Origin of the sequence: Gordonia terrae, assembly GCF_051789125.1 — a bacterium.
In the GTDB taxonomy this organism is placed as follows: domain Bacteria; phylum Actinomycetota; class Actinomycetes; order Mycobacteriales; family Mycobacteriaceae; genus Gordonia; species Gordonia terrae_A.
In genome coordinates, this window is sequence record NZ_CP196526.1 from 2244646 (window position 1) to 2267089 (window position 22444).

Below are 22444 nucleotides of genomic sequence, written 5' to 3' on the forward strand. Positions count from 1 at the left end.
AGCGAACTGCGTCGACGAGAGAAGGAGAACTCCAGTGCCCCAAGGGGTCCCGTCCACGATTCCCGATGACGGGCTGACGACCCGGCAACGCCGCAACCAGCCAGTGCTCGCGGTGCACACCGGCGACGGCAAGGGTAAGTCGACCGCCGCATTCGGCATGGCGATGCGCGCGTGGAACGCGGGTCTTCGCGTCGCGGTCTTCCAGTTCGTCAAGAGCGCCAAGTGGAAGGTCGGAGAGGAGTCGGCCATGCAGGCGCTGGGTCAGCTGCACACCGACACCGGCGCCGGGGGACCCGTGGAGTGGCACAAGATGGGCCAGGGCTGGTCGTGGCTGCGCGCCAACTCCGACCACACCGACGACCACGCCGCCGCCGCGCAGGCCGGCTGGGCGGAGATCGCGCGCCGGCTCGACGCCGACGAGCACGACTTCTACGTCCTCGACGAGTTCACGTACCCACTGGACTGGGGGTGGGTGGACACCGCCGAGGTGGTCGACACCCTGGCCCGCCGGCCGGGCCGTCAGCACGTCGTCATCACCGGGCGGCGTGCCCCTCAGAAACTCCTCGATGCTGCCGACCTGGTGACCGAGATGCACAAGATCGCGCACCCGATGGATGCCGGCCGCAAAGGTCAGAAGGGGATCGAATGGTGAGTCCGACCCCGGCGATCGTGATCGCCGCGCCCTCGTCGGGCAGCGGCAAGACGACGGTCACCACCGGCCTCATCGGTGCCTTGCGCGCCGCCGGGCACCGCGTCGCGCCGTTCAAGGTCGGACCCGACTACATCGACCCGGGATACCACGCCGTCGCGGCGGGGCGTCCCGGCCGCAATCTCGACCCCAACCTGGTGGGCGACGATCTGATCGCGCCGCTGTTCGCCCATGGGGCGGCCGGTGCCGACATCGCCGTCGTCGAAGGTGTCATGGGCCTGTTCGACGGGCGGATCGTGGACTCGGGCCCGGACGGCGAGTCCGGATACGGCGAGACCGGCGCCCTGGGAATCGGGTCGACCGCCCATGTGGCCTCGATCATCGGCGCCCCGGTGGTACTCGTCGTCGACGCCGCCGGCCACAGCCAGTCGATGGCGGCGGTGCTGCACGGGTTCCTGTCCTACGACCCGTCGGTGTCGATCGCCGGGGTCATCCTCAACCGGGTCGGGTCTCCCCGCCACGAGTTGGTGCTGCGACAGGCGTGTGCGCGGGTGGGTCTGCCGGTCCTCGGGGTGCTGGGCAGACATCCGTCGCTGACGGTCCCGTCGCGGCACCTGGGCCTGATCCCGGCCGCGGAGAAGAACGCCGACGCCATCGCCGCGGTCGACGCGATGACCGCACACCTGGCCGGCGCCCTGGATCTCCCGGCGATCGTGGCGGCCGCACGAGTGCGCTCGACGCCCGACGCGGCGCCGTGGTCGGCGATCGATGCCGTTGCCGCGCACGGACTTGCCAGGCCGTCGTCGAATCCGGTGATCGCGGTGGCCGGTGGGGCGGCGTTCACGTTCGGCTACACCGAGCACGCCGAGCTGCTCGAGGCTGCCGGCGCGCGGGTCGTCGTCTTCGACCCGCTGGTTGACCGGCTACCCGAGGACGCGGCCGGCGTCGTCATCGGCGGGGGATTCCCCGAGGAGCACGCCGAGGCACTCGCCGCGAACGACGTCCTCCGTGCGGACCTTCGTGCCCACGCCGCGGCCGGCCGGCCGATCCACGCCGAGTGCGCGGGCCTGCTGTACCTGTGCGCCGAACTCGACGGCCATCCGATGAGCGGTGTCCTCGACATCGCCGGTCACTTCGGTCCGACCCTGACGCTGGGCTACCGCGACGCGGTGGCGGTGGAGGACTCGGTGCTGTTCCGCGCAGGTGAGCGGGTCACCGGTCACGAATTCCACCGCAGCGGTGTGAGTGACGGTGCCGCAGCGCCCGCATGGGCGTGGCGGGACTCGTCTGGACGGGCGTCGACGCACGGTGTCACGACGTCGTCGGTCCACGCCTCCTATCTGCACCTGCACCCGGCGGCGATCCCGGAGGCGTTGACCCGGTTCGTCTGCCGTGCCGCCGACGCCGCCGCCACGGCTTCGCCGGTCGCCGCAGTCGAGCCGGGTGTGCCCCGATGATCACCCATCGCCTGCGCGAGACCCTCGACGCGCTGGCCGACCACGGCGCCGACGATCCGGCGCTGTTGCGTGAACTCCTGGAGGCGGTGCTGGTGGTCGGGCAGGGGGTGGAGCTCGACCGGGCGCTGCAGCGCATCGTCGAGGTGGCAGCCGGGCTGGTCGACGCCCAGTACGGTGCGCTCGGCGTGCGCGGTCCCGACGGCGGGCTCAGCGAGTTCGTGCACATCGGCATCACCGAGCCGCAGCGGGCCACGATGGGGCATCTGCCGGTGGGTCGGGGAGTGCTGGGTCTGCTCATCGACGACCCCCGGCTGCACCGCATCCACGATCTCGGCGCCCACCCGACGTCGGTCGGCTTCCCGCCCAACCATCCGCCCATGCACACCTTCCTCGGCGCGCCGATCATGGTGCGCGGCGAGGTGTTCGGCAGCATCTACCTCACCGAGAAGAGGTCGGCGGAGGACTTCTCCGAGATCGACGAAGGCGTCGTCGCAGTGCTCGCGGTGGCCGCGGGTATCGCCGTGGACAACGCCGGACTCTTCGAACGGGCGCGCACCCGGCACCGCTGGATGCAGGTGCTGGCCCGTCGCGGATCGGAGCCGCTCGCCGGAATCGCGTTGTCCGACACCATGTCCCGCATGTGCGCCGATGTCGCCGACCTGGTCGGCGCCGTCGATGTGTATCTGCTGACCGACCTCGATGGTGAGGTGACCGTCCGCGGCCACACCGGGGAGCAGGTCGAGATCGACACCTTCATCCCACCGGATGCCACGGCACTGAAGGTGCAGCGTTCCGGGCAGATCGCGCAGTCGCTGATCCGGCACGGCGCGCGCTGGACGTCGGTGCAACCGCTGCAGCGCGCGTCCGGCGCGTTCGGCTGGATGCTCATCACCCACCGCAACCGCCCGTACTGGGACGAGGAGGAGATCGCGGGACTCGCCGGTGTCGCAGAGGTCGCCTCGCTGGCGGTCGTGTACGCCGAACAGCAACAGATCGCACGCGATCTCGAGGTACTCGAAGACCGCCACCGCATCGCCCGGGACCTGCACGACCATGTCATCCAGCGCCTGTTCGCGGTGGGTATGTCGGTTCAGACGCTGCTGGCCGGGTCCACCGATCCGGCCGCGGCGACCACGCGACTCGAGCAGGTCATGACCGACCTCGACCGCACCATCGCGCAGATCCGCACCTCGATCTTCGACCTGCAGACCGCGACCGCCCAGGGCGACCCGACACTGCGGCGGCGCGTCCTGGACGTCGTCTCGGAGCTGTCCGGGCACGCCCCGATCTCGCCGAGTGTGGAGTTCGAGGGTCCGGTGGACACGGTCGTTCCCGATGCGCTCGGTCCCCACATCGACGCCGTCCTGCGGGAGGGATTGAGCAACGCGCTACGGCACGCCCGCGCGGAGAACATCGCGGTCTCGGTCAGCGCGGACGATGTGCTGACCGTCGAGATCATCGACGACGGCATCGGTATCGGGGCCGACGTCACCTACCGCGGTCTGGAGAACCTGACCCGCCGCGCCGAGGACTGCGACGGCACCTTCAGCATCGTGACCCGCCCTCGGAGACCCGACGCGGTGGACAACCGGACCGGCGGAACCACCCTCACCTGGTCGGTGCCGCTGCACGCCTAGGACCGTCTGCCGGGCGGCGTTCCGGTCAGTTGCGGCCGTCGTGCAGCTTGGTCGCCATCACCGCGACCTGAGTGCGTCGCTGCATGTCCAGCTTGCCGAGGATGCGGGAGACGTAGTTCTTGATCGTCTTCTCCGCCAAGAACATACGTTCGGCGATCTGCCGGTTGGTCAGTCCCTCGCCGATCAGCGCGAACACCTCGCGCTCCTGGTGGGTCAGCTCGGCGAGCGGGTCCTTCTCGGTCTGCTTGCCGTCGCGCAGCTTCGCCAGGAGGGCTGCGGTCGAGCGGTCGTCGAGCAGCGAACCGCCGCGACCGACCGTGCGGACGGCGGCAACCAGGTTGTGGCCCAGGATCTGTTTGAGCACGAAGCCCGACGCACCGGCCAGAACCGCCGCGAGCAACGCATCGTCGTCGGCGTAACTGGTGAGCATCAAGCACTGGATCCCGGGCTCGGCGGCCCGCACGTCCCGGCACAGTTCGACGCCGCTGCCGTCGGGCAGGCGCACATCGAGAACGGCGACATCCGGCCGGGTCGCCAGGATGCCGACGAGCGCCTCGCCGACCGATGCGGCCTCACCGACCACCTCGATGTCACCGGCCGTGCCGAGCAGGTCGCGAAGGCCCCGGCGGACGAGCTCGTGATCGTCGACGAGGTAGGCGCGGACCGTGCGCGGCCGAGGGTCGTCGGACGACGACCCCGACGCCGCCTCCGAATCCGTGGTGACAGGAGCCATGGCTCTAGAACGTACCGGATGTCGAGTGCCCGCAACTCGCGACGTCGGACCCCATGGACGCGGGACTTTTTCCTCACGAGCAACGCCCGTCGCATCGCCGAGAGTGGACGGTACGACCGACAGTCGTCGCCACATCACCACCCTGCGACCAGGAGATCACGTGACAACCCTCATCGGACCACCCGAGTTGAACGACACCGGGATGACCGGATCGGACCTGCTCCGCGAACTGCTGCCGGTCTGTGAGACCGAGGTCGAACGACACATGAAGATGACCCGCGACTGGCATCCGCACGACTACGTGCCCTGGGACGACGGACGCAATTTCGCCGCGCTGGGTGGCGAGGACTGGGACCCGGCACAATCCCGGCTGTCCGACGTCGCCAAGGCCGCCATGATCACCAACCTGCTCACCGAGGACAACCTCCCGTCCTACCACCGGGTCATCGCCGACAACTTCGGCCTCGACGACGCCTGGGGCTGGTGGGTGGGGCGCTGGACCGCCGAGGAGAACCGCCACTCGATCGTCATGCGCGACTACCTCGTGGTGACCCGCGGCGTCGACCCGGTGGAACTCGAGGAACTGCGGATGACACACATGACCTCGGGGTTCAACCCGCTACCCGAGGACGACGGTCAGCGCGACCACAGCTTCGACATGCTCTTCGCGGTCGCCTACGTCAGCTTCCAGGAACTGGCGACGCGCGTCTCGCACCGCAACACCGGCAAGGCCTGCGGCGACCCGATCGCCGACCGCATGCTGCAGCGGGTCGCTGCCGACGAGAACCTGCACATGCTCTTCTACCGCAACATCGTGGCCGGGGCGCTCGACCTGGTACCCGACCAGGCGATGGCCGCGATCTACGCGATCGTGTCGAACTTCCAGATGCCGGGCGCCACCATGCCGAACTTCCGACGCAACGCCGTGCTCATCGCCAAGGGCGGGATCTACGATCTGCCGCAACACATGTCGGATGTCGTGATGCCCGTCCTGCGCAAGTGGCGCATCTTCGAGCGCGACGACTTCGGCCCGCTGGGCGAGCACTATCGCGAGCGCCTGGCCGAGTTCCTCGAACAGATGGACATCAAGGTGCGCAAGTTCGAGGAGTCACGTGCACGCGCGCTGGAGCGACAGCGTGTCCGGGGGACGTCCCGGGCCGACGGGTCGCCGCTGTAGGGCGTTCGTCACACCCGCGCGGGGACGGGTGCCACCGCTCTGCCCGGTAGTGTCAGCTCCCATGTCCGAGCCTGACTCCGCGTCGCCCACGAACCTCGCCGGGCCCGACGCCTTCCCCTCCGGAGAGGGGCACTACCTGGTCGGCCTCGACCTCCGCGGACGCAAGGTCGTCGTGGTGGGCGGCGGATCCGTCGCGCAGCGGCGACTGCCCAACCTCGTGGCGGCAGGAGCCGACGTCCACGTCGTCGCACTCGACCCCACGCCGGCGGTCGAGTCGTTCGCGGGCATCACCGTCACCCAGCGCCGGTACGTCGACGGCGACCTGGAGGGCGCCTGGTATGCGATGGCCTGCACCGACGATCCCGCCGTCAACGAAGCGGTGGTCGCCGAAGCCGAGCGCAGGCACACGTTCTGCGTGCGCGCCGACGACGCCCGTCACGGGACCGCGGTCACGCCGGCGTCCGGTCGCCACCGCGACGTCCAGTTCGGCGTCCTCGCCGGCGGCGACCACAAGTTGTCGGCCGCACTCCGCGCCGCGATGAGCCGCGCGCTGGCCGACGGATCACTGAGTGTCGACGACGCGGCGCCGCACGCCGCCGGGGTCGCGCTCGTCGGTGGCGGACCCGGCGACCCCGATCTCATCACCGTGCGCGGGCAGCGTCTGCTCGCCGAGGCCGACGTCGTGGTGGCCGACCGGTTGGCCCCACCGGAACTGCTGGCCGAGCTCGGGCCGCAGGTCGAGATCATCGATGCCGCGAAGGTGCCCTACGGTCGCGCGATGAAGCAGGAGGCGATCAACGACGTCCTCGTCGCCAAGGCGAAGGAGGGCAAGTTCGTCGTCCGCCTCAAGGGTGGTGACCCCTACGTCTACGGGCGGGGCTTCGAAGAACTCCAGGCCTGCGTGGCCGCCGGCGTCCCGGTGACCGTGGTCCCGGGCATCAGCAGCTCGATCGCCGCGCCGGCGTCGGCGGGCATCCCCGTCACCCACCGAGGCGTCACCCACGAGATCGTGGTCGCGTCGGGGCACGTGCCGCCCGGACATCCCGACTCGCTGATCGACTGGTCGGCGATGGGCAAGCTCCGCGGCACCCTCGTCCTGATGATGGCCGTCGAACGCGTCGACGTCTTCGCCGATGCCCTCCTCGAGGGCGGCCGCCGGCCCGACACCCCGGTGGCGATGATCGAGAACGGGTCGCTGCCGACCCAACGACTCCTGCGCACCGACCTCGCCCATGCCGCCGAGGTCGCCGAGGCCGAGGGCCTGCGTCCGCCGGCGATCGTCGTCATCGGCGACGTCGCCGCGTTCACCGAGGGTGCCTGACCGGCTCCGGCCCTGACCGGATCAGAGTCGAACGGCCTCGGGGCCGACCGAACCAATGGGGATTGGCATGTCGGAGCAGTCGGCCGGTACGGTCGTTCTCTATGTCGACTCCCGGAGCTGCGAACACCGGAACCGCGCACGCCGGAACGCCGAACAGCGCGCAGTTCCGCCCGGTGTTCGGCTTGCCGATCCTGGTGCTGTCCGGGATGCAACTGCTGGTGGTGCTCGACGGCACCGTCGCCGCGCTCGCGCTGCCGAGCATCCGGGATGCACTCTCGCTGTCGGAGTCCAGTGCCAACTGGGTCATCAGTGCCTACGTCCTCGCCTTCGGCGGGCTCATGCTCCTCGGCGGACGACTCGGCGACACCTTCGGTCGCAAACGGATGTTCATCGTCGGTGTGGTCGCCTTCACGCTGACGTCCCTGCTCTGCGGACTGGCGTGGAACGAGGCGAGCCTCCTCGCCGGGCGCGCACTGCAGGGCGCGTCGGCCGCGATCGCAGCGCCGACGGCCATGGCCCTGGTCGCCACCACCTTCGCGCCCGGTAAGCCGCGCAGCCAGGCGTTCGCGGTCTACGCGGCGATGACCGGCGTCGGGTCGGTGGCCGGGCTCATCCTCGGCGGAGTGCTGACCGAGGTGTCATGGCGTCTGGTCTTCCTCATCAACGTGCCCATCGGCCTCGTGGTCGTCGTGGGTGCCATCGTCGCGTTGCGCGAGTCCCAGGGCCAGCGGCTGCCCCTCGACGTCCCGGGCGCGGTCCTGGGCACACTCGGCGCGACCTTGCTCGTGCTCGCGGTCAACGAGGGACCCAACGGCTGGGGCGCCCCCGTCGTCGTCGGTTCCTTCGTCCTGGGCGCGCTGGCCCTCGTCGCCTTCGTGCTGGTGGAGCGTCGCGCACGAAACCCGATCCTGCCGTTCTCGCTGTTCGACAACAGCTCTCGGGTCGCAGCGCTGCTCGCGATCCTGTTCGCCAGCATGATCATGATGTGCATGGCGGTGTTCATCTCGCTGTACCTGCAGGGCATCCTGCAGTATTCGCCCATCCAGAGCGGGCTCGCCGTCGTGCCGTTCGCGTTCGGCCTGGGCATTGCGGCGGCGATCGCGTCGAAGCTGGCGCTCATGATCCAACCGCGGTGGCTGGTACTCGTGGGCGGCGCGGTCATCCTGGCGGGCTGCCTCTACGCGTCGTCGATCGCGACGGACTCGCCGGACTATTTCCCCAGCATCTTCATCCCCGTCGTCGTGATCGGCTTCGGCGTCGGGCTGGCGGTCATCCCGCTCACCCTGTCGGTGGTCGCCGGAGTCGGACCCAACGAGATCGGTCCGCTGACCGCGCTCGCACAGGTCGCCCAGAATCTGGGCGGGGCGGTGGGCCTGGTGGTCGTGGGCGCGATGGTGACCTCGCGCGCCCTGTCCAAGGGTGGGACCACGGCGCCGGTCGAGACGATGAACGCCACCCAGCTCGCTGCCCAGGCGGAGGGTTACGGCCTCGCTTTCGCCGCCTGCGCGGGCATCGCCGTGATCTCGGCGATCGTCGTGCTGTTCATGCGATTCACCCCCGAACAGGTGGCCGAGGGGCAGGCGGCGCAGGAGGCCGCCGACTCCGGGGTCGACGCCCAGGCGAGCGCACCGGAACCCGACAAGCGGCGATGAGTTCCGGCGCCGCGGGCGGTCTGCCCCGGTATGGACACCAAGAATCTCGCTGAGCTCTACGACGTCGACACCCTCGCCTGGGAGCCCGTCGCCGCACGTCTCGACGCCGGGGTCTCGCAGGCGCCGGGCACCGGCGGTCCCGACCGGCACACGTGGTGGATCGCCACGATCAATGCCGACGGCAGTCCGCATGTGACCGGCATCGGTGCGCTGTGGCATCGGGGTGCGGTGTGGCTGGAGACCGGGCCGTCGACCCGCAAGGCCCGCAATCTCGCACGAGACCCCCGCTGCACCCTGTCGGTCGCACTCGACGACGTCGATCTGGTCGTAGAGGGCGATGCGCGGCGCATCGACGACCCGGAGGTCGTCGCCGAACTCGCCGCGCTGTGGGCCGAGGACGGTTGGCCGTGTCGCGTCGACGAGACCGGAACCGCGCTCACCGCGGAGTTCAGTGCTCCGTCGGCGGGTCCGCCGCCCTGGCACGTCTACCGGGTCGCTCCGCGGCGTGCGACTGCTCTGCAGACGGTCGAGCCCGGCGGCGCGACGCTGTTCGACTTCGGCGCCGGCTGATTCAGTCGGTCAGCACGATGATGCGGTCGGCGTCGACGATCTCGACGCGCTGACCGGCGTCGGCGAGAACCGCCGCCACGCCGTTGACGTCGCGGACGTTGCGCCGGGTGCGGACCAGCTCGCGCGCCATCAGTCCCTTGTAGTGCTTGTTGAAGTGGCTCACGACTTTTCGCGATCCATCGGGCTGTTCGGTCATGACTGTCGCCGTGACCGCGGACCGTGCAGGTCCGAGCTGGTGGTAGACGCCCGACCGCAGATCGACGAGGAAGTCGTCGAGCGCGTCGAGGGCTGGCGACAGGGCCGGTTTCCACATGGACGCCAGCGTGGGCATCCCGGGGAGCTTGGAACCCCCGGACAACCGGTAGGCGGGTATCCGATCGGGCGCACGGACGACACCGAACAACGCCGATCCGATGGCCAGCCGGTCGGCCGCCTTGGCCTTGCCCGCCTTCGTCAGCGACGCATGGTCCAGTGCGTCGTAGAGGACGCCCGTGTAGCGCTCGATGGCCGGTCGGGTCGGGGAGAGCCACAGATCGGCATTCCGCTCGATCTCGCCGAGTTGCGTGGCGCCCAGGCCGAGTGCGGTCCGGCTCGCGTCGAGATCGGCGGCGAGGTCGACGATCGCCTCACCGAGTCGTTTGCGTACCGGGTTGAGCTCGGTCAGCGACAGGGTGTCGAGGTCGAGAGGGGCACCGTTCCCGCCGTCGGATTTCGTTTCTGAGGGAGGCAGGATGACGAGCACCGCAACACCATAACTAAGCTGGTACGTCGTGATCACACGCATGTCGACCCTGTTCCTGCGGACCCTGCGCGACGACCCCGCCGACGCCGAGGTCCCCAGCCACAAGTTGCTGGTGAGAGCGGGATATGTTCGCCGCGTCGCCCCCGGGGTGTACTCGTGGCTGCCACTGGGCCTGCGCGTGCTCAAGGCGATCGAGTCCGTCGTCCGCGAGGAGATGAACGCGATCGGCGGTCAGGAGATCCTCCTGCCCGCGCTGCTGCCCCGCGAGCCCTACGACACCACCAACCGGTGGACCGAATACGGCGACGCGCTGTTCCGGCTCAAGGACCGCAAGGGGGCCGACATGCTCCTCGGCCCGACGCACGAGGAGCTCTTCGCCACGCTGGTGAAGGGGGAGTACTCGTCCTACAAGGACATGCCGGTCATCCTGTACCAGATCCAGACCAAGTACCGCGACGAGGAGCGGCCGCGTGCCGGCATCCTCCGCGGCCGCGAGTTCGTGATGAAGGACGCCTACTCCTTCGACCTCGACGACGACGGCCTCAAAGCCGCCTACAACGCCCACCGCGAGGCGTACCAGAAGATCTTCGCGCGCCTGGAGATCGACTACGTGATCGTCGCCGCGACGTCCGGCGCGATGGGTGGCAGCGCCTCCGAGGAGTTCCTGGCCGAGTCCGCCGTCGGCGAGGACACGTTCGTGCGATGCGTCGAGTCCGGTTACGCCGCCAACGTGGAGGCGGTCGTCACCCGCGCACCCGACCCGGTGCCCTTCGACGGACTGCCCGACGCGCAGGTGCACGACACCCCCGACACCCCGACGATCGACACGCTCGTCGAGTGGGCGAACGCGACGTTCGACCGGCAGTACACCGGGGCCGACACACTCAAGAACGTGATGGTGAAACTCCGTGCGCCGGGCGGTGACTGGGAGATCACCGGCATCGGTGTCCCCGGAGACCGCGAGGTCGACCTCAAGCGTCTCGAAGCGTCCGTCGAGCCGGCCGAGGTCGAGTTGCTCACCGACGCGGACTTCGCCGCCAATCCGTTCCTCGTCAAGGGGTACATCGGGCCGAAGGGTCTGGCCGACAACGGCATCCGCTACCTCGTGGACCCGCGAGTGGTGGACGGGACGTCGTGGATCACCGGAGCCGACCAGCCCGGCCGGCACTACGTCGGTCTCGTGGCCGGCCGGGACTTCACCGCCGACGGCACGGTCGAGGCGGCCGAGATCCGCGACGGCGACCCGTCCCCGGACGGGGCCGGCCCCCTGGTGAGCGCCAAGGGGATCGAGATCGGGCACATCTTCCAGCTCGGACAGAAATACACCGACGCCTTCGAGGTCGACGTGCTGGGCGAGAACGGCAAGCCCGTCCGGCTGACCCAGGGCTCCTACGGCGTGGGCGTGTCGCGCCTGGTGGCGGTGATCGCCGAACAATCCCATGACGACAAGGGTCTGCGTTGGCCGAAGTCGGTGGCGCCGTTCGCAGTTCACCTGGTGATCGCGAACAAGGACGAGGCCGCGGTCGCCGGTGCGGAACAACTCGCCGCCGACCTGGACGCCGCGGGACTCGAGGTGCTGCTCGACGACCGCAAGGCCTCGCCCGGGGTGAAGTTCAAGGACGCCGAACTCCTCGGGATGCCGACGGTCGTGGTCGTCGGACGCGGTTATGCCAACGGCACGATCGAGGTCCGCGACCGCTTCACCGGCGAGGCCACCGAGGTGGCCGTCGACGGGGCGGTCGAGGCGGTTGTCGCCGCGGCACGCGGCTGACGCTCACCCGTTGCCGGCCGACCCCGGGAACGCGCTCGTGACCGGGGTCTCCTGCAGCACGGCGCGCCAACGGGCGGCGCGGAGGGCGCTCTCGGTGAGACCGTCGACCCCGATTCGTCGGCCCGCCTCGTCGTCGGCCCGTTCCAGCAGTGCCCGGTAGGCCACCGTGCAGTCCTCCTCGGCGCTCAACGCGGCGCGCGCCGCCGTCGTGGGGTCGGTGACGTCGACCGGGAGGGTGTAGCCCGCCGCCGGCAGCGGCGGTGTGCCACCCGCGGCGGTGATCGCGCGGTCGATCTCGTCGCGTCGCGCACGGTGCGCGGCGGCGTGGTCGGCGACCGTACGACGCCGGGATGCGGCAACGAACGCGGTGATCACGCCGTAGGTGAAGATGGCCGCGTTCTCCGTCTGGGCGGCCACGACGAGAGGGTCGTCGGACTCCGTGGTCGGGGCGGCGCTCGTCAGCGGTGTCGTCATGCCAGCTGAACCTCTCGCATCGATGTGATCGCGGCCGAGATGGACCCGCTGAGACCGGACGCGTAACCGCCCGCGGAGAGTGCCAGGTCGCGGGCCTGGGTGCCCGCGGAGGCCAGGTCCGCGCGCAGACCCGCCAGCGACGGGGAGCGTGGCGGCGTGCCGGGAGCGGACGACGGTCCCGGTGTGGACGGGGAGGTCGACGCGGACGGTCGGTCGAGCGTCCCCGCCACGTCCTGGTCGAGACGGATGATCTCCTCGCGCAGGGCGCGGGCGTGCTGTGCGCGCTGATCGGCCACCACCGTCAGTGCCGCGGCATAGCCGGGCTCCAGGGGTGTCAGGGCACGGGCGGCGCCCTCGTCGGCCAGCGCGGACCGCACCAGCGGCACGAGGGATTCGGCGAGGAGGGTCTCGGCGGAGGGCGACGAGTCACAGCCGGTCAGTCCGAGGCCGGCCATTCCGGCGCCGGCAACCGCGACTGTCGCGACCAGTCCGCCGCGCAACGCGGTGCGCCGGTCGATCGGGTACCGAACGGTGCGTCGTTCGATCGGGGGCATGCTCACCCGGGACATGATGCCAGCAGTGCTGCGCGACATGGATCCACTACGATGTTCACCGAGCAACGTCGTGCGACACCCGGCACGGCCCGACAACTGAAGACGAGGGGAGTGGCATGTCGATCAGCCCGACGCACGTGAGCGAACTCGTCGAAAAGCTTGTCGCCGAACGGGGATTCGACCTCGAAGACGTCACGGTGCGCCATCGCGACGGGCAGGAGGAGCTGTCCGTCGTCGTCGACCGCGACGGCGGGAGCGACCTCGACGTCCTCGCCGAACTCAGCAACCAGATCTCCGACGTCCTGGACGCGACGCCCGAATTCGCCGATCTCGCCTACGTGCTCGAGGTGACCTCGCGCGGCGTGGAGAGTCCCCTGACCCGTGCCCGGCACTGGCGTCGCAATCTCGGCCGCCGCGTGGTCGTCGAGGTGGCGGGGAATCCGGGCTCGGAGGCGCGCACGGTGAGCGGTCGCATCGGCCGACTGCTCGACGACCCGCCGAACTCGGTGCAGGTGGTCGCGAACCACAAGGGGCGCATCGCCGTGGAGACCGTCGATCTCGGCGCGGTGACGAAAGCCGTGGTGCAGGTGGACTTCTCCCAACCGAGCGTCCGCGAACTGGAGCTGTGCGGCCTCGAACCCGAGGAGATCGAACGTCGCCGCGCGCCTGCCGCGGCCCGAGAAGTGCACGACAAATGAACATGACAAGTGAACACGACAAGTGAATAGGAGACCGACGACATGAACATCGACATCGCCGCCCTGCGCATGATCGAGGCCGACAAGGGCATCCCGATCGAGACGGTCATCACCGCCATCGAGACGGCGCTGCTCACCGCCTACCGCCACACCGACGGCTTCGCGCCGCACGCGCGCGTGGATGTGAACCGCAAGTCCGGTGCCGTGCGCGTGATGGCGCAAGAGGTGGATCAGGACGGCAACGTCGTCCACGAGTGGGACGACACCCCGGAGGGATTCGGGCGGATCGCCGCGACCACCGCACGGCAGGTCATCCTGCAGCGTCTGCGCGACGCGGAGAACGAGAAGAACTTCGGTGACCTCGTCGCCCACGAGGGCGAGATCGTCGGTGGCGTCGTCCAGCAGGACTCGCGCGCCAACGCCCGCGGGATGGTCGTCGTGCAGATCGGCAGCGATGCCAACAGCACCGAGGGGATCATCCCGTCGGCCGAGCAGGTGCCCGGCGAGGTCTACACCCACGGCGACCGCATCAAGTGCTACGTCGTCGGGGTCACCCGCGGATCACGCGGACCGCAGATCACCCTGTCGCGGACGCACCCCAATCTGGTGCGCAAACTGTTCTCCCTCGAGGTACCCGAGATCGAGGACGGCTCGGTGGAGATCGTGGCCGTCGCCCGCGAGGCCGGTCACCGTTCGAAGATCGCCGTCCACACCGGTGTCGCCGGACTCAACGCGAAGGGCGCCTGCATCGGTCCGATGGGTCAGCGCGTGCGCAACGTGATGAGCGAACTGGCCGGGGAGAAGATCGACATCATCGACTACGACACCGACCCGGCGGTCTTCGTCGGGAATGCGCTGTCGCCGGCGAAGGTTGTCTCGGTGACCGTCGTCGACGCGGAGGCGAAGGCCGCCCGGGTCGTCGTGCCGGACTACCAGTTGTCGCTGGCGATCGGCAAGGAGGGCCAGAACGCCCGCCTCGCCGCCCGCCTGACCGGCTGGCGGATCGACATCCGTTCCGACGCCGCGCCTGCCGGGGACGGACACGAGTGACGCGCGAGAGCGGCCGATTGTCCCTGGAGTGCGCGCTCGCGCTAGACTGATCGATGGTTCAGCGATCCGCCCCGAGTACGCCAACCAGCGCCACCCCAATCCGGATGTGCGTCGGTTGTCGGCAGCGGGCAGAGACCGGCGAGTTGGTCCGTGTCGTCGCGCAGATGCGTGATGACACCCCGATGGTCGTGGTCGATCCCGCGAAGACCATGCCGGGGCGAGGCGCGTGGCTGCACGCGCGGTCGGAGTGCATCTCCACCGCGACGCGACGCCGAGCCTTCGCCGCGGCACTCCGGACCCCCGGTCTGACCGTGGACCCGGAGGATCTCGCCGAACAGCTCGGCGTGATCGACCACCAGAGGATGGCTCCCCGGAGCCGGAACAGGTAGCAGAAGACATGAGCACACCGTGAAGTCACGATGAGCATGTACCGGACTTAAATCGAGGCCGTAGCGGGTGAGCCGCTTGGCCTCCAAGTGAGGAGAGCAGTGGCAGGCAAAGCCCGCGTGCACGAACTGGCCAAAGAACTCGGCGTCACCAGCAAACAGGTGCTGGAGCGTCTGAAGGAACAGGGCGAGTTCGTCAAATCGGCGTCGTCGACGGTAGAGGCCCCCGTGGCCCGTCGACTGCGTGAATCATTCCCCGGCAAGGACGGGGCAGCCAAGGACGCGAAGACGTCCGCGGCGCCCGGCCCGCGCCAGTCGGCCAAGCCCGGACCCAAGCCGTCCGGCGGCCAGAGCGCACCCAAGCCCGGTGCGCCCACCACCCCGGCGGCACCCGCCGCCGATCCCGCACCCGCACCCCGCAGCAGCGGTCCCAAGCCGGGCGCACCACGGCCGGCTCCCGCTCCCGTGGAGACCCCGGCACCGGCACCCGCTGCCGAGCGTCCCGCACCCCGGCCGACGCCCGCTGCTCCGGCGCCGCAGGCCCCGGCTGCATCGGCGACACCGTCCGCTCCGGCGGCTCCGGCGTCCACCCCGAGCCCCGGCGCCCGACCCGGACCCAAGCCGGGCCCACGTGCCCCGCGGGTCGGCAACAACCCGTACTCGTCGGCCCCGGCTCCCGCGCCGCGTCCGGCAGCCCGTCCCGGCCCGGGCCAGGCAGGTCCCCGCCCCGGTGGCGGCCGTCCCGGCCCCGCAGGCCAGGGTGGTCCCCGCCCCGGTGGCGGTCGTCCCGCGCCCGGTCAGGGCGGTCCCCGTCCCAATCCCGGCAACATGCCCCCGCGCCCGAGTCCCGGCGCCATGCCGTCTCGCGCAGCGCGTCCCGATGCCCGTCCGGGCGGTCGTGGCGGCGCAGGCGGAGGTCGCGGCGGACCCGGCGGTGGCGGCGGCGGTTACCGCGGTGGCGGCGCTCCCGGCGGCGCACCGGGAGGTCCTCCCGGTGGTGGCTTCCGCGGTCGCCCCGGCGGCGGTGGCGGCGGCGGTCGTGGCCGCGGCGGTGCCGCAGGTGCTTTCGGTCGTCCCGGCGGTGCACCGCGTCGTGGTCGCAAGTCGAAGCGTGCGAAACGCGCCGAGTACGAGAACATGCAGGCACCGGCCGTCGGTGGCGTCCGGCTGCCGCGCGGCAACGGTGAGACCATCCGTCTCGCCCGCGGCGCGTCGCTCTCGGACTTCGCCGACAAGATCGACGCCAACCCGGCATCGCTGGTGCAGGCGCTGTTCAACCTCGGCGAGATGGTCACGGCGACCGAGTCGGTCAACGACGAGACGCTGGAGCTGCTCGGCTCGGAGATGAACTACCGCGTCCAGGTGGTCAGCCCCGAGGACGAGGACCGCGAGCTCCTCGACAGCTTCGACCTCACCTACGGCGAGGACGAGGGCGGCGAGGAAGACCTCGAGCAGCGTCCCCCGGTGGTCACCGTCATGGGCCACGTCGATCACGGTAAGACCCGACTGCTCGACACGATCCGTAAGGCCAACGTCCGTGAGGGCGAGGCCGGCGGCATCACGCAGCACATCGGTGCCTACCAGGTGAACACCCACCTCAACGGTGAAGATCGCCTGATCACGTTCATCGACACCCCGGGTCACGAGGCGTTCACCGCCATGCGTGCCCGCGGTGCCAAGGCCACCGACATCGCGATCCTCGTGGTCGCGGCCGACGACGGCGTCATGCCGCAGACGGTGGAGGCGGTCAACCACGCCCAGGCGGCCGACGTGCCGATCGTGGTCGCGGTGAACAAGATCGACAAGGAAGGCGCCGATCCGCAGAAGATCCGCGGGCAGCTGACCGAATACGGCCTGATCCCCGAGGAGTACGGCGGCGACGCCATGTTCGTCGACATCTCGGCCAAGCAGGGCGAGAACATCGACGCGCTGCTCGAAGCCGTGCTGCTGACCGCGGACGCGTCGCTCGACCTGCGGGCGAATCCGGACATGGACGCGCAGGGTGTCGCCATCGAGGCGCACCTCGACCGCGGCCGCGGGCCGGTGGCTACCGTCCTGGTCCAGCGCGGCACGCTGAAGGTCGGCGACTCGATCGTCGCCGGCGACGCCTACGGTCGTGTGCGTCGCATGGTCGACGAGCACGGCGAGGACGTGCCCGAGGCACTGCCTTCACGTCCGGTCCAGGTCATCGGTTTCACCTCGGTCCCCGGCGCAGGCGACAACCTGCTCGTGGTCGAGGAAGACCGCATCGCCCGGCAGATCGCCGACCGGCGCAATGCGCGCAAGCGCAACGCGCTCGCCGCACGCAGCCGCAAGCGGATCAGCCTGGAAGACCTGGATTCGGCTCTCAAGGAGACCAGCCAGCTCAACCTCATCCTCAAGGGTGACAACTCGGGTACGGTCGAGGCCCTCGAAGAGGCCCTGCTGAACATCGAGATGGGCGACGAGGTCTCGCTGCGGATCATCGACCGCGGTGTCGGCGGCGTGACCGAGACCAACGTCAACCTGGCGGCGGCCTCGGATGCGATCATCATCGGCTTCAACGTGCGCGCGGAGGGCAAGGCCACCGAGTTGGCCAACCGCGAGGGCGTCGACATCCGGTACTACTCGGTGATCTACCAGGCCATCGACGAGATCGAGAGCGCGCTCAAGGGCATGCTCAAGCCGATCTACGAAGAGGTGGAGCTCGGCCGCGCCGAGATCCGCGCCATCTTCAAGTCGTCGAAGGTCGGCAACATCGCCGGTTGTCTCGTGCAGTCGGGCATCATGCGGCGTAACGCCAAGGCCCGCCTGCTGCGTGACAACGTCGTGGTCGCCGAGAACCTCACCGTGTCCTCGCTCAAGCGTGAGAAGGACGATGCCACCGAGGTGCGCGAAGGCTACGAATGTGGTCTCACGCTGACCTACTCGGACATCAAGGTGGACGACGTGATCGAGACCTACGAGCTGCGGGAGAAGCCGCGCGACTGACGCGGTGAACTGCTGACTCGTACGTCATCTCGACAGCTGTGGTGCGCGCCGGTCCAAATCGGGCAGGCGCGCACGCAGCGCTATGAAAGGACTCTGCGATGGTTGATCCAGCACGAGCACAGCGTTTGGCCAAGCGGATCTCGTCGATCGTCGCGTCGGCGATCGCGCACGAGATCAAGGATCCGCGACTGGCGCATGTGACGGTCACCGACGCCCGGGTGACCAACGATCTCCACGACGCGACCATCTACTACACCGTGATGGGTGAGTCGCTCGACGACGAACCCGACTTCGAGGGCGCCGCCGCGGGCCTGGCGAAGGCGACGGGCGTGCTGCGATCCAAGGTCGGCGCCGGCACCGGCGTGCGCTTCACCCCGACGCTGCGGTTCGTCCTCGACACCGTCCCTGACGCGGCTCGGCAGATGGAAGAACTCGTCGCCCGAGCCCGGGCCAACGACGAACTGGTCGCACGGCGTGCCGCCGAGGCCAAACCGGCCGGCGACACCGATCCGTACCGTTCGGCCGACGACGCCGACGCGACCCCCGACGAATCCGCCGGTACCCAGGGGTGAGCGGGTCGTCGAGTGCGGCGGTCGCCGAGACGCTGGCCTCCGCGACCGCGGTGACCATCTGCTGTCACGTCCGACCGGACGCGGACACGATCGGCAGCGGTCTGGCGCTGGGACTGGCGCTCGACCGTCGCGGCGTCGAGGTCGAGGTCGCCTATCCCGGGAGCGAGCCGCTCCCGGCCTCGCTCGCCGGGCTGCCCGGCGGCAAGCTGCTGTGCTCGCCCGACGAGATCGTGGGGCATCCGCTCGTGGTCGCGGTCGACGCCGCCAACCTCGAACGCCTCGAGTCCCTCGGTGCGGTCTTCGCGGCGGCGCAGACCTCCGTGACCATCGACCACCACGCGTCGAATCCCGGTTTCGGCGACCTCGATCTGGTTGATCCCACGGCCGACTGCACGACCGTTCTCGTCCTGGACGTACTCGACGCGCTCGGCGTCGAACTCGATGCCGACATCGCGACCTGTATCTACGCCGGGCTCAGCACCGACACCGGATCGTTCCGGTGGGCACGGCCCGAGTCGTTCCGGGTGGCGGCGCGGTTGCTGGAGACCGGAGTCGACGCCCGCAGATGGAGCCGGATCCTGTTCGACTCGCATCCGTTCGCCTGGTTCTCCATGATGTCGGGTGTCTTGGCCTCGGCCCGACTCGAGCCTGCGGCCTGCGACGGCGAAGGGCTCGTCTACGCCGTCGTCGACCAGCAGGCGCTCGCCGGGATGAGCTGGGAAGAATCCGAGAGTGTCGTCGACACCATCCGCACCGCGCGCGAAGCGGAGGTCGCCGCGGTGTTCAAAGAGGGTGAACCCGGCGTGTGGACCGTCTCGCTGCGCTCCAAGGACGTGGTGGATCTCGTGCCGATCGCGCGTGCGCACGGCGGCGGCGGGCATCGGCAGGCCTCCGGATACAGCGACACCGGGACCGCCGACGAGGTCGTCGCGAGGCTGTTGGAGTCGCTCTGAGCGAGGTCACCGCTGTGAGTGGGGACACCGCCGGGGTCGCGCGCATCGCGACGCTGACCGTGTCAGCGCTCGCCGTCCTCATCGCACCACCGCTGTACCTGCTGCTCGACCTCGCCGTCGTCGGCCGCCTCGGAGGTGCGGAACTCGCCGCCCTGGGCGTGGGGACGCTGGTCCTGTCGATCGTCAGCACTCAGCTGACGTTCCTGTCCTACGGCACCACCGCCCGCTCGGCGCGTCGATTCGGCTCCGGCGACCGGTCCGGCGCCGTCCTCGAAGGTGTGCAGGCCAGTTGGATCGCGGTGGCCGTGGGCGTCCTGATCGTCGCGGTCACCTACCCCTGCGCTCCGGTCGTCATGCGGTTGCTCGTCGGGACCGCCTCGCCGGAATCAGCGGCGGTCGCCGACGACGCGGCGGGGTGGCTGCGCATCGCGATCTTCGGAGTCCCGCTGATCCTGCTGTCGATGGCGGGCAACGGGTGGATGCGCGGTGTGCAGGACACCCGCCGTCCCGTCGTGTACGTGGTCGTCGGGTTGTCGATCGCCGCGGTGCTCGTCGTCGGCCTGGTCCACGGCGTCGGTCCGTTCCCCCGGTTGGGGCTGAACGGCAGCGCGGTGGCCAACGTGATCGGTCAGGGGTTGACCGGGCTACTCTTCGCCGTCCGGGTGAGTCGTGAGGCGCGCCGGGTCTCGGTGGCCGGCGAGCGTGGTGGGTCCGGGGTGGGGGTCTTCGCTCCCGACCGGTCGATCATCGCCGCGCAACTCGTGATGGCCCGCGACCTCGTGGTCCGCAGCTTGTCATTCCAGATCTGTTTCGTCTCGGCGGCCGCGGTCGCCGCGCGGTTCGGGGTCGCCCAGGTCGCCGCGCATCAGCTGGTCTTGCAGCTGTGGGAGTTCATGGCCCTGTTCCTCGACTCACTCGCCATCGCGGCGCAGGCCCTCGTCGGTGCGGCATTGGGTGCCGGGCGGCTCGGAGTGGCGGATTCGGTCGCGCGGCGGGTGACCGTCGTGTCGCTGATCGCCGCGACCGCGATGGCCGCGGTCTTCGCCGCCGGTGCGTCGCTCATCCCGCAGATCTTCACCTCCGATTCGGCCGTGCTCGACGCGGTCGGTGTGCCGTGGTGGTTCTTCGTCGGCATGCTGCCCATCGCCGGGGTCGTCTTCGCCCTCGACGGTGTGCTCCTCGGCAGCGGTGACGCGGCGTTCCTGCGGACCGCGACCCTGACCGGGGCGCTGGTCGGGTTCCTGCCCCTGATCTGGCTGTCACTGGTCTTCGACTGGGGACTGGCCGGGGTGTGGTCGGGCCTGGTGGTGTTCATGCTCGTGCGGCTGGCCACCGTGGTGTGGCGGATCCGATCGGGACGCTGGCGGCAGGCGGGTGCGGTCCGCACCTGAGACCGTGACTCTGGCACGATGGATCCTCGTGGCTACTTTGTGGGCGATCAGCGATCTGCACATCGCCCATCGGGGCAACGAGCACATCGTCGACAGCATCCGACCGACCTCGGCGGGGGACTGGCTCATCGTGGCCGGTGACGTCGCCGAACGCACCGACGACATCATCGACACGCTCCGGCGGTTACGAACCCGATTCCACACCGTCGTCTGGGTGCCGGGCAATCACGAGCTGTACACGACGGCCAAGGACCCGCTGCAGCTGTTCGGCGTGGCGCGCTACGACTACCTGGTCCAGGCCTGTCGTGACATCGGTGTGGTCACGCCCGAGGACATCTACCCGCTGTTCGACCCCGGGGACGGTACCGACCCGGTTCGCGTGGTGCCGATGTTCCTGCTGTACGACTACACGTTCCGGCCCGAGGGCACCGCGAACAAGCTCACGGCGCTCGCACTCGCCCGGGAACGCAATGTCGTGGCGACCGACGAATTCCTGTTGTCTCCCGAACCGTTCCCCACCCGGGATGCCTGGGGTCGCGCGCGCATCGAGATCACGCGTCGCCGGCTGGAGGCGATCGACCCGGCGGAGAAGACCGTTCTCATCAACCACTGGCCGCTGCGGCGTGAACCGTGCGACGCGCTGATCTACCCGGAGTTCGCGCTCTGGTGCGGCAGCGAACTGACCGCCGACTGGCACAAGGACTTCAATGCGGCGTGCTGCGTGTACGGACATCTGCACATCCCGCGCACCACGTGGTACGACGGCATCCGGTTCGAGGAGGTGTCGGTGGGTTACCCGCGAGAGTGGAAGCGGCGCGGCCTGCCGAACCCGTTGATGCGCAACATCATTCCCGGGGACGGTCTCGGACCGGCCGACCTACCCGAACACGGTGTGCGCTTCGACCTGCCGCCCGACTACGCCGAGCGCGCCGCGGAGTTCCGGCAGCGCGTCGAACAGCGACAGGCCGAACGCCGTACACGCCAGGCCGAACGGCAGGCCCGGCAGGACCACTCGCGAGAGGACAACCGATGATCGAACAACTCCTCCCGGCCGGTGTGGCCTCCGCGGAGGCGTTCGCCGATCCACCCGATCTCGTTCTCCTGCCCGCCGAAGCCAACCTCATCTCCCGGGCGGTGGAGAAGCGGCGCCGCGAGTTCACGACGGTCCGGCACTGTGCGCGACAGGCGCTCGGCGAGCTCGGATTCGAGCCGGTGCCGATCCTCAAGGGCGACAAGGGTGCCCCGGTGTGGCCCGCGGGCATCGTGGGGAGCCTCACTCACTGCGACGGCTACCGTGCCGCGACCGTCGCCTACGCGATGTCGGTGCGCTCGCTCGGCATCGACGCCGAGCCGCACGACAGTCTGCCCGACGGCGTGCTCGAGCACACCAGTCTGCCCGCCGAACGCGACGTGCTCGCGACCCGGTCGGGCGACCTCCACTGGGACCGGTTGTTGTTCTGCGCCAAGGAGGCGACGTACAAGGCCTGGTTCCCGGTCGCCAAGCGCTGGCTGGGATTCGAGGACGCGCACATCACCTTCGAGCAGACGACGCCGAACTCCGGGACGTTCACCTCGCGCATCCTCGTCGATCCCGCCGCCGCCGACGGGGGACCGCCGCTGCTGGAGTTCGGCGGGCGATGGCTCGTCGACCGGGGCATCATCACCACGACGATCGCGCTGACCTGAC

21 protein-coding genes are annotated in these 22444 nt (G+C 69.8%); 17 read left to right on the forward strand and 4 right to left on the reverse strand.

Annotated elements, in window-relative coordinates; genetic code table 11:
* Positions 1 to 34 precede the first annotated feature (34 nt).
* From cobO to ACSUZC_RS10195, 3 genes are read left to right on the forward strand one after another with little or no spacing between them, the layout of a single operon-like run.
* Positions 35 to 652: a cob(I)yrinic acid a,c-diamide adenosyltransferase gene (gene cobO, locus ACSUZC_RS10185; protein WP_439032669.1), complete on the forward strand. Its 618-nt coding sequence runs from the start codon at positions 35 to 37 to the stop codon at positions 650 to 652.
* On the forward strand, positions 646 to 2106 hold the full coding sequence (locus ACSUZC_RS10190; protein WP_439032670.1) for a cobyrinate a,c-diamide synthase: 1461 nt from the start codon (positions 646 to 648) through the stop codon (positions 2104 to 2106). The genes cobO and ACSUZC_RS10190 overlap by 7 nt, the downstream gene beginning before the upstream one ends.
* Positions 2103 to 3743, forward strand: a complete 1641-nt coding sequence (locus ACSUZC_RS10195) for a GAF domain-containing protein (RefSeq protein WP_439032671.1) — start codon at positions 2103 to 2105, stop codon at positions 3741 to 3743. Before ACSUZC_RS10190 ends, ACSUZC_RS10195 begins: the two co-directional genes overlap by 4 nt.
* Positions 3744 to 3768: 25 nt before the next feature.
* On the opposite strand, the gene ACSUZC_RS10200 is transcribed toward ACSUZC_RS10195, so the two are convergent.
* Positions 3769 to 4476, reverse strand: coding sequence for a response regulator (locus ACSUZC_RS10200; protein WP_439032672.1), 708 nt, complete (start codon positions 4474 to 4476; stop codon positions 3769 to 3771).
* A gap of 160 nt (positions 4477 to 4636) precedes the next feature.
* Between ACSUZC_RS10200 and ACSUZC_RS10205 the strand changes: the two genes are divergently transcribed.
* The 4 genes from ACSUZC_RS10205 (at position 4637) to ACSUZC_RS10220 (ending at position 9196) form a co-directional block, all read left to right on the forward strand.
* A complete protein-coding gene (locus ACSUZC_RS10205; protein ID WP_439032673.1) occupies positions 4637 to 5653 on the forward strand; it encodes an acyl-ACP desaturase in 1017 nt (338 codons plus the stop codon).
* A gap of 61 nt (positions 5654 to 5714) precedes the next feature.
* Positions 5715 to 6974, forward strand: a complete 1260-nt coding sequence (gene cobA, locus ACSUZC_RS10210; RefSeq protein WP_439032674.1) for a uroporphyrinogen-III C-methyltransferase — start codon at positions 5715 to 5717, stop codon at positions 6972 to 6974.
* A gap of 101 nt (positions 6975 to 7075) precedes the next feature.
* Complete coding sequence (locus ACSUZC_RS10215) at positions 7076 to 8626, forward strand: DHA2 family efflux MFS transporter permease subunit (RefSeq protein ID WP_439032675.1); 1551 nt, start codon at positions 7076 to 7078, stop codon at positions 8624 to 8626.
* Between the two features lie 30 nt (positions 8627 to 8656).
* The gene (locus tag ACSUZC_RS10220; RefSeq protein ID WP_439032676.1) at positions 8657 to 9196 is read left to right on the forward strand and encodes a pyridoxamine 5'-phosphate oxidase family protein; all 540 of its coding nucleotides are present in this window, start codon (positions 8657 to 8659) and stop codon (positions 9194 to 9196) included.
* A 1-nt stretch (position 9197) separates the two neighbouring features.
* On the opposite strand, the gene yaaA is transcribed toward ACSUZC_RS10220, so the two are convergent.
* Positions 9198 to 9980: a peroxide stress protein YaaA gene (gene yaaA / locus ACSUZC_RS10225; RefSeq protein ID WP_439032677.1), complete on the reverse strand. Its 783-nt coding sequence runs from the start codon at positions 9978 to 9980 to the stop codon at positions 9198 to 9200.
* Between yaaA and ACSUZC_RS10230 the strand changes: the two genes are divergently transcribed.
* Entirely contained in the window at positions 9979 to 11709 is a 1731-nt protein-coding gene (locus ACSUZC_RS10230; protein ID WP_439033076.1) for a proline--tRNA ligase, read from the forward strand. The genes yaaA and ACSUZC_RS10230 overlap by 2 nt on opposite strands.
* Positions 11710 to 11712: 3 nt before the next feature.
* On the opposite strand, the gene ACSUZC_RS10235 is transcribed toward ACSUZC_RS10230, so the two are convergent.
* Together ACSUZC_RS10235 and ACSUZC_RS10240 are read right to left on the reverse strand one after the other, a co-directional pair.
* Complete coding sequence (locus ACSUZC_RS10235; RefSeq protein WP_439032678.1) at positions 11713 to 12183, reverse strand: ferritin-like domain-containing protein; 471 nt, start codon at positions 12181 to 12183, stop codon at positions 11713 to 11715.
* Entirely contained in the window at positions 12180 to 12737 is a 558-nt protein-coding gene (locus ACSUZC_RS10240; protein ID WP_439033077.1) for a hypothetical protein, read from the reverse strand. Before ACSUZC_RS10240 ends, ACSUZC_RS10235 begins: the two co-directional genes overlap by 4 nt.
* A 116-nt stretch (positions 12738 to 12853) precedes the next feature.
* Between ACSUZC_RS10240 and rimP the strand changes: the two genes are divergently transcribed.
* The 9 genes from rimP to ACSUZC_RS10285 all read left to right on the forward strand — a co-directional run bounded on the left by rimP (position 12854) and on the right by ACSUZC_RS10285 (position 22443).
* Entirely contained in the window at positions 12854 to 13435 is a 582-nt protein-coding gene (rimP, locus tag ACSUZC_RS10245; protein ID WP_439032679.1) for a ribosome maturation factor RimP, read from the forward strand.
* Between the two features lie 42 nt (positions 13436 to 13477).
* Positions 13478 to 14485 (forward strand): transcription termination factor NusA, encoded by a 1008-nt coding sequence (gene nusA / locus ACSUZC_RS10250; RefSeq protein WP_439032680.1) that lies wholly within the window; start codon positions 13478 to 13480, stop codon positions 14483 to 14485.
* A gap of 104 nt (positions 14486 to 14589) precedes the next feature.
* Positions 14590 to 14874 carry a YlxR family protein gene (locus tag ACSUZC_RS10255; RefSeq protein ID WP_439033078.1) on the forward strand — a complete coding sequence of 95 codons (285 nt, stop codon included), beginning with the start codon at positions 14590 to 14592 and terminating at the stop codon, positions 14872 to 14874.
* Between the two features lie 99 nt (positions 14875 to 14973).
* Positions 14974 to 17841, forward strand: coding sequence for a translation initiation factor IF-2 (infB, locus tag ACSUZC_RS10260; RefSeq protein ID WP_439032681.1), 2868 nt, complete (start codon positions 14974 to 14976; stop codon positions 17839 to 17841).
* A gap of 98 nt (positions 17842 to 17939) precedes the next feature.
* On the forward strand, positions 17940 to 18413 hold the full coding sequence (gene rbfA / locus ACSUZC_RS10265; RefSeq protein WP_439032682.1) for a 30S ribosome-binding factor RbfA: 474 nt from the start codon (positions 17940 to 17942) through the stop codon (positions 18411 to 18413).
* The gene (locus ACSUZC_RS10270; protein ID WP_439032683.1) at positions 18410 to 19366 is read left to right on the forward strand and encodes a DHH family phosphoesterase; all 957 of its coding nucleotides are present in this window, start codon (positions 18410 to 18412) and stop codon (positions 19364 to 19366) included. The genes rbfA and ACSUZC_RS10270 overlap by 4 nt, the downstream gene beginning before the upstream one ends.
* Before the next feature lie 14 nt (positions 19367 to 19380).
* Complete coding sequence (locus ACSUZC_RS10275) at positions 19381 to 20757, forward strand: MATE family efflux transporter (protein ID WP_439032684.1); 1377 nt, start codon at positions 19381 to 19383, stop codon at positions 20755 to 20757.
* A gap of 28 nt (positions 20758 to 20785) precedes the next feature.
* The gene (locus ACSUZC_RS10280; RefSeq protein ID WP_439032685.1) at positions 20786 to 21790 is read left to right on the forward strand and encodes a metallophosphoesterase family protein; all 1005 of its coding nucleotides are present in this window, start codon (positions 20786 to 20788) and stop codon (positions 21788 to 21790) included.
* Complete coding sequence (locus ACSUZC_RS10285) at positions 21787 to 22443, forward strand: 4'-phosphopantetheinyl transferase family protein (RefSeq protein ID WP_439032686.1); 657 nt, start codon at positions 21787 to 21789, stop codon at positions 22441 to 22443. Before ACSUZC_RS10280 ends, ACSUZC_RS10285 begins: the two co-directional genes overlap by 4 nt.
* The last annotated feature ends 1 nt before the right edge of the window (position 22444 follow it).

Bases quoted from the DNA above. Each gene is read 5' to 3' on its own strand.
- ACSUZC_RS10190 (WP_439032670.1), top strand. From the start codon at position 646: ATGGTGAGTCCGACCCCGGCGATCGTGATCGCCGCGCCCTCGTCGGGC.
- ACSUZC_RS10195 (WP_439032671.1), top strand. From the start codon at position 2,103: ATGATCACCCATCGCCTGCGCGAGACCCTCGACGCGCTGGCCGACCAC.
- ACSUZC_RS10200 (WP_439032672.1), bottom strand. From the start codon at position 4,476: ATGGCTCCTGTCACCACGGATTCGGAGGCGGCGTCGGGGTCGTCGTCC.
- cobA (WP_439032674.1), top strand. From the start codon at position 5,715: ATGTCCGAGCCTGACTCCGCGTCGCCCACGAACCTCGCCGGGCCCGAC.
- ACSUZC_RS10215 (WP_439032675.1), top strand. From the start codon at position 7,076: ATGTCGACTCCCGGAGCTGCGAACACCGGAACCGCGCACGCCGGAACG.
- ACSUZC_RS10220 (WP_439032676.1), top strand. From the start codon at position 8,657: ATGGACACCAAGAATCTCGCTGAGCTCTACGACGTCGACACCCTCGCC.
- ACSUZC_RS10230 (WP_439033076.1), top strand. From the start codon at position 9,979: ATGTCGACCCTGTTCCTGCGGACCCTGCGCGACGACCCCGCCGACGCC.
- yaaA (WP_439032677.1), bottom strand. From the start codon at position 9,980: ATGCGTGTGATCACGACGTACCAGCTTAGTTATGGTGTTGCGGTGCTC.
- ACSUZC_RS10235 (WP_439032678.1), bottom strand. From the start codon at position 12,183: ATGACGACACCGCTGACGAGCGCCGCCCCGACCACGGAGTCCGACGAC.
- ACSUZC_RS10240 (WP_439033077.1), bottom strand. From the start codon at position 12,737: ATGCCCCCGATCGAACGACGCACCGTTCGGTACCCGATCGACCGGCGC.
- rimP (WP_439032679.1), top strand. From the start codon at position 12,854: ATGTCGATCAGCCCGACGCACGTGAGCGAACTCGTCGAAAAGCTTGTC.
- nusA (WP_439032680.1), top strand. From the start codon at position 13,478: ATGAACATCGACATCGCCGCCCTGCGCATGATCGAGGCCGACAAGGGC.
- ACSUZC_RS10255 (WP_439033078.1), top strand. From the start codon at position 14,590: ATGTGCGTCGGTTGTCGGCAGCGGGCAGAGACCGGCGAGTTGGTCCGT.
- rbfA (WP_439032682.1), top strand. From the start codon at position 17,940: ATGGTTGATCCAGCACGAGCACAGCGTTTGGCCAAGCGGATCTCGTCG.
- ACSUZC_RS10285 (WP_439032686.1), top strand. From the start codon at position 21,787: ATGATCGAACAACTCCTCCCGGCCGGTGTGGCCTCCGCGGAGGCGTTC.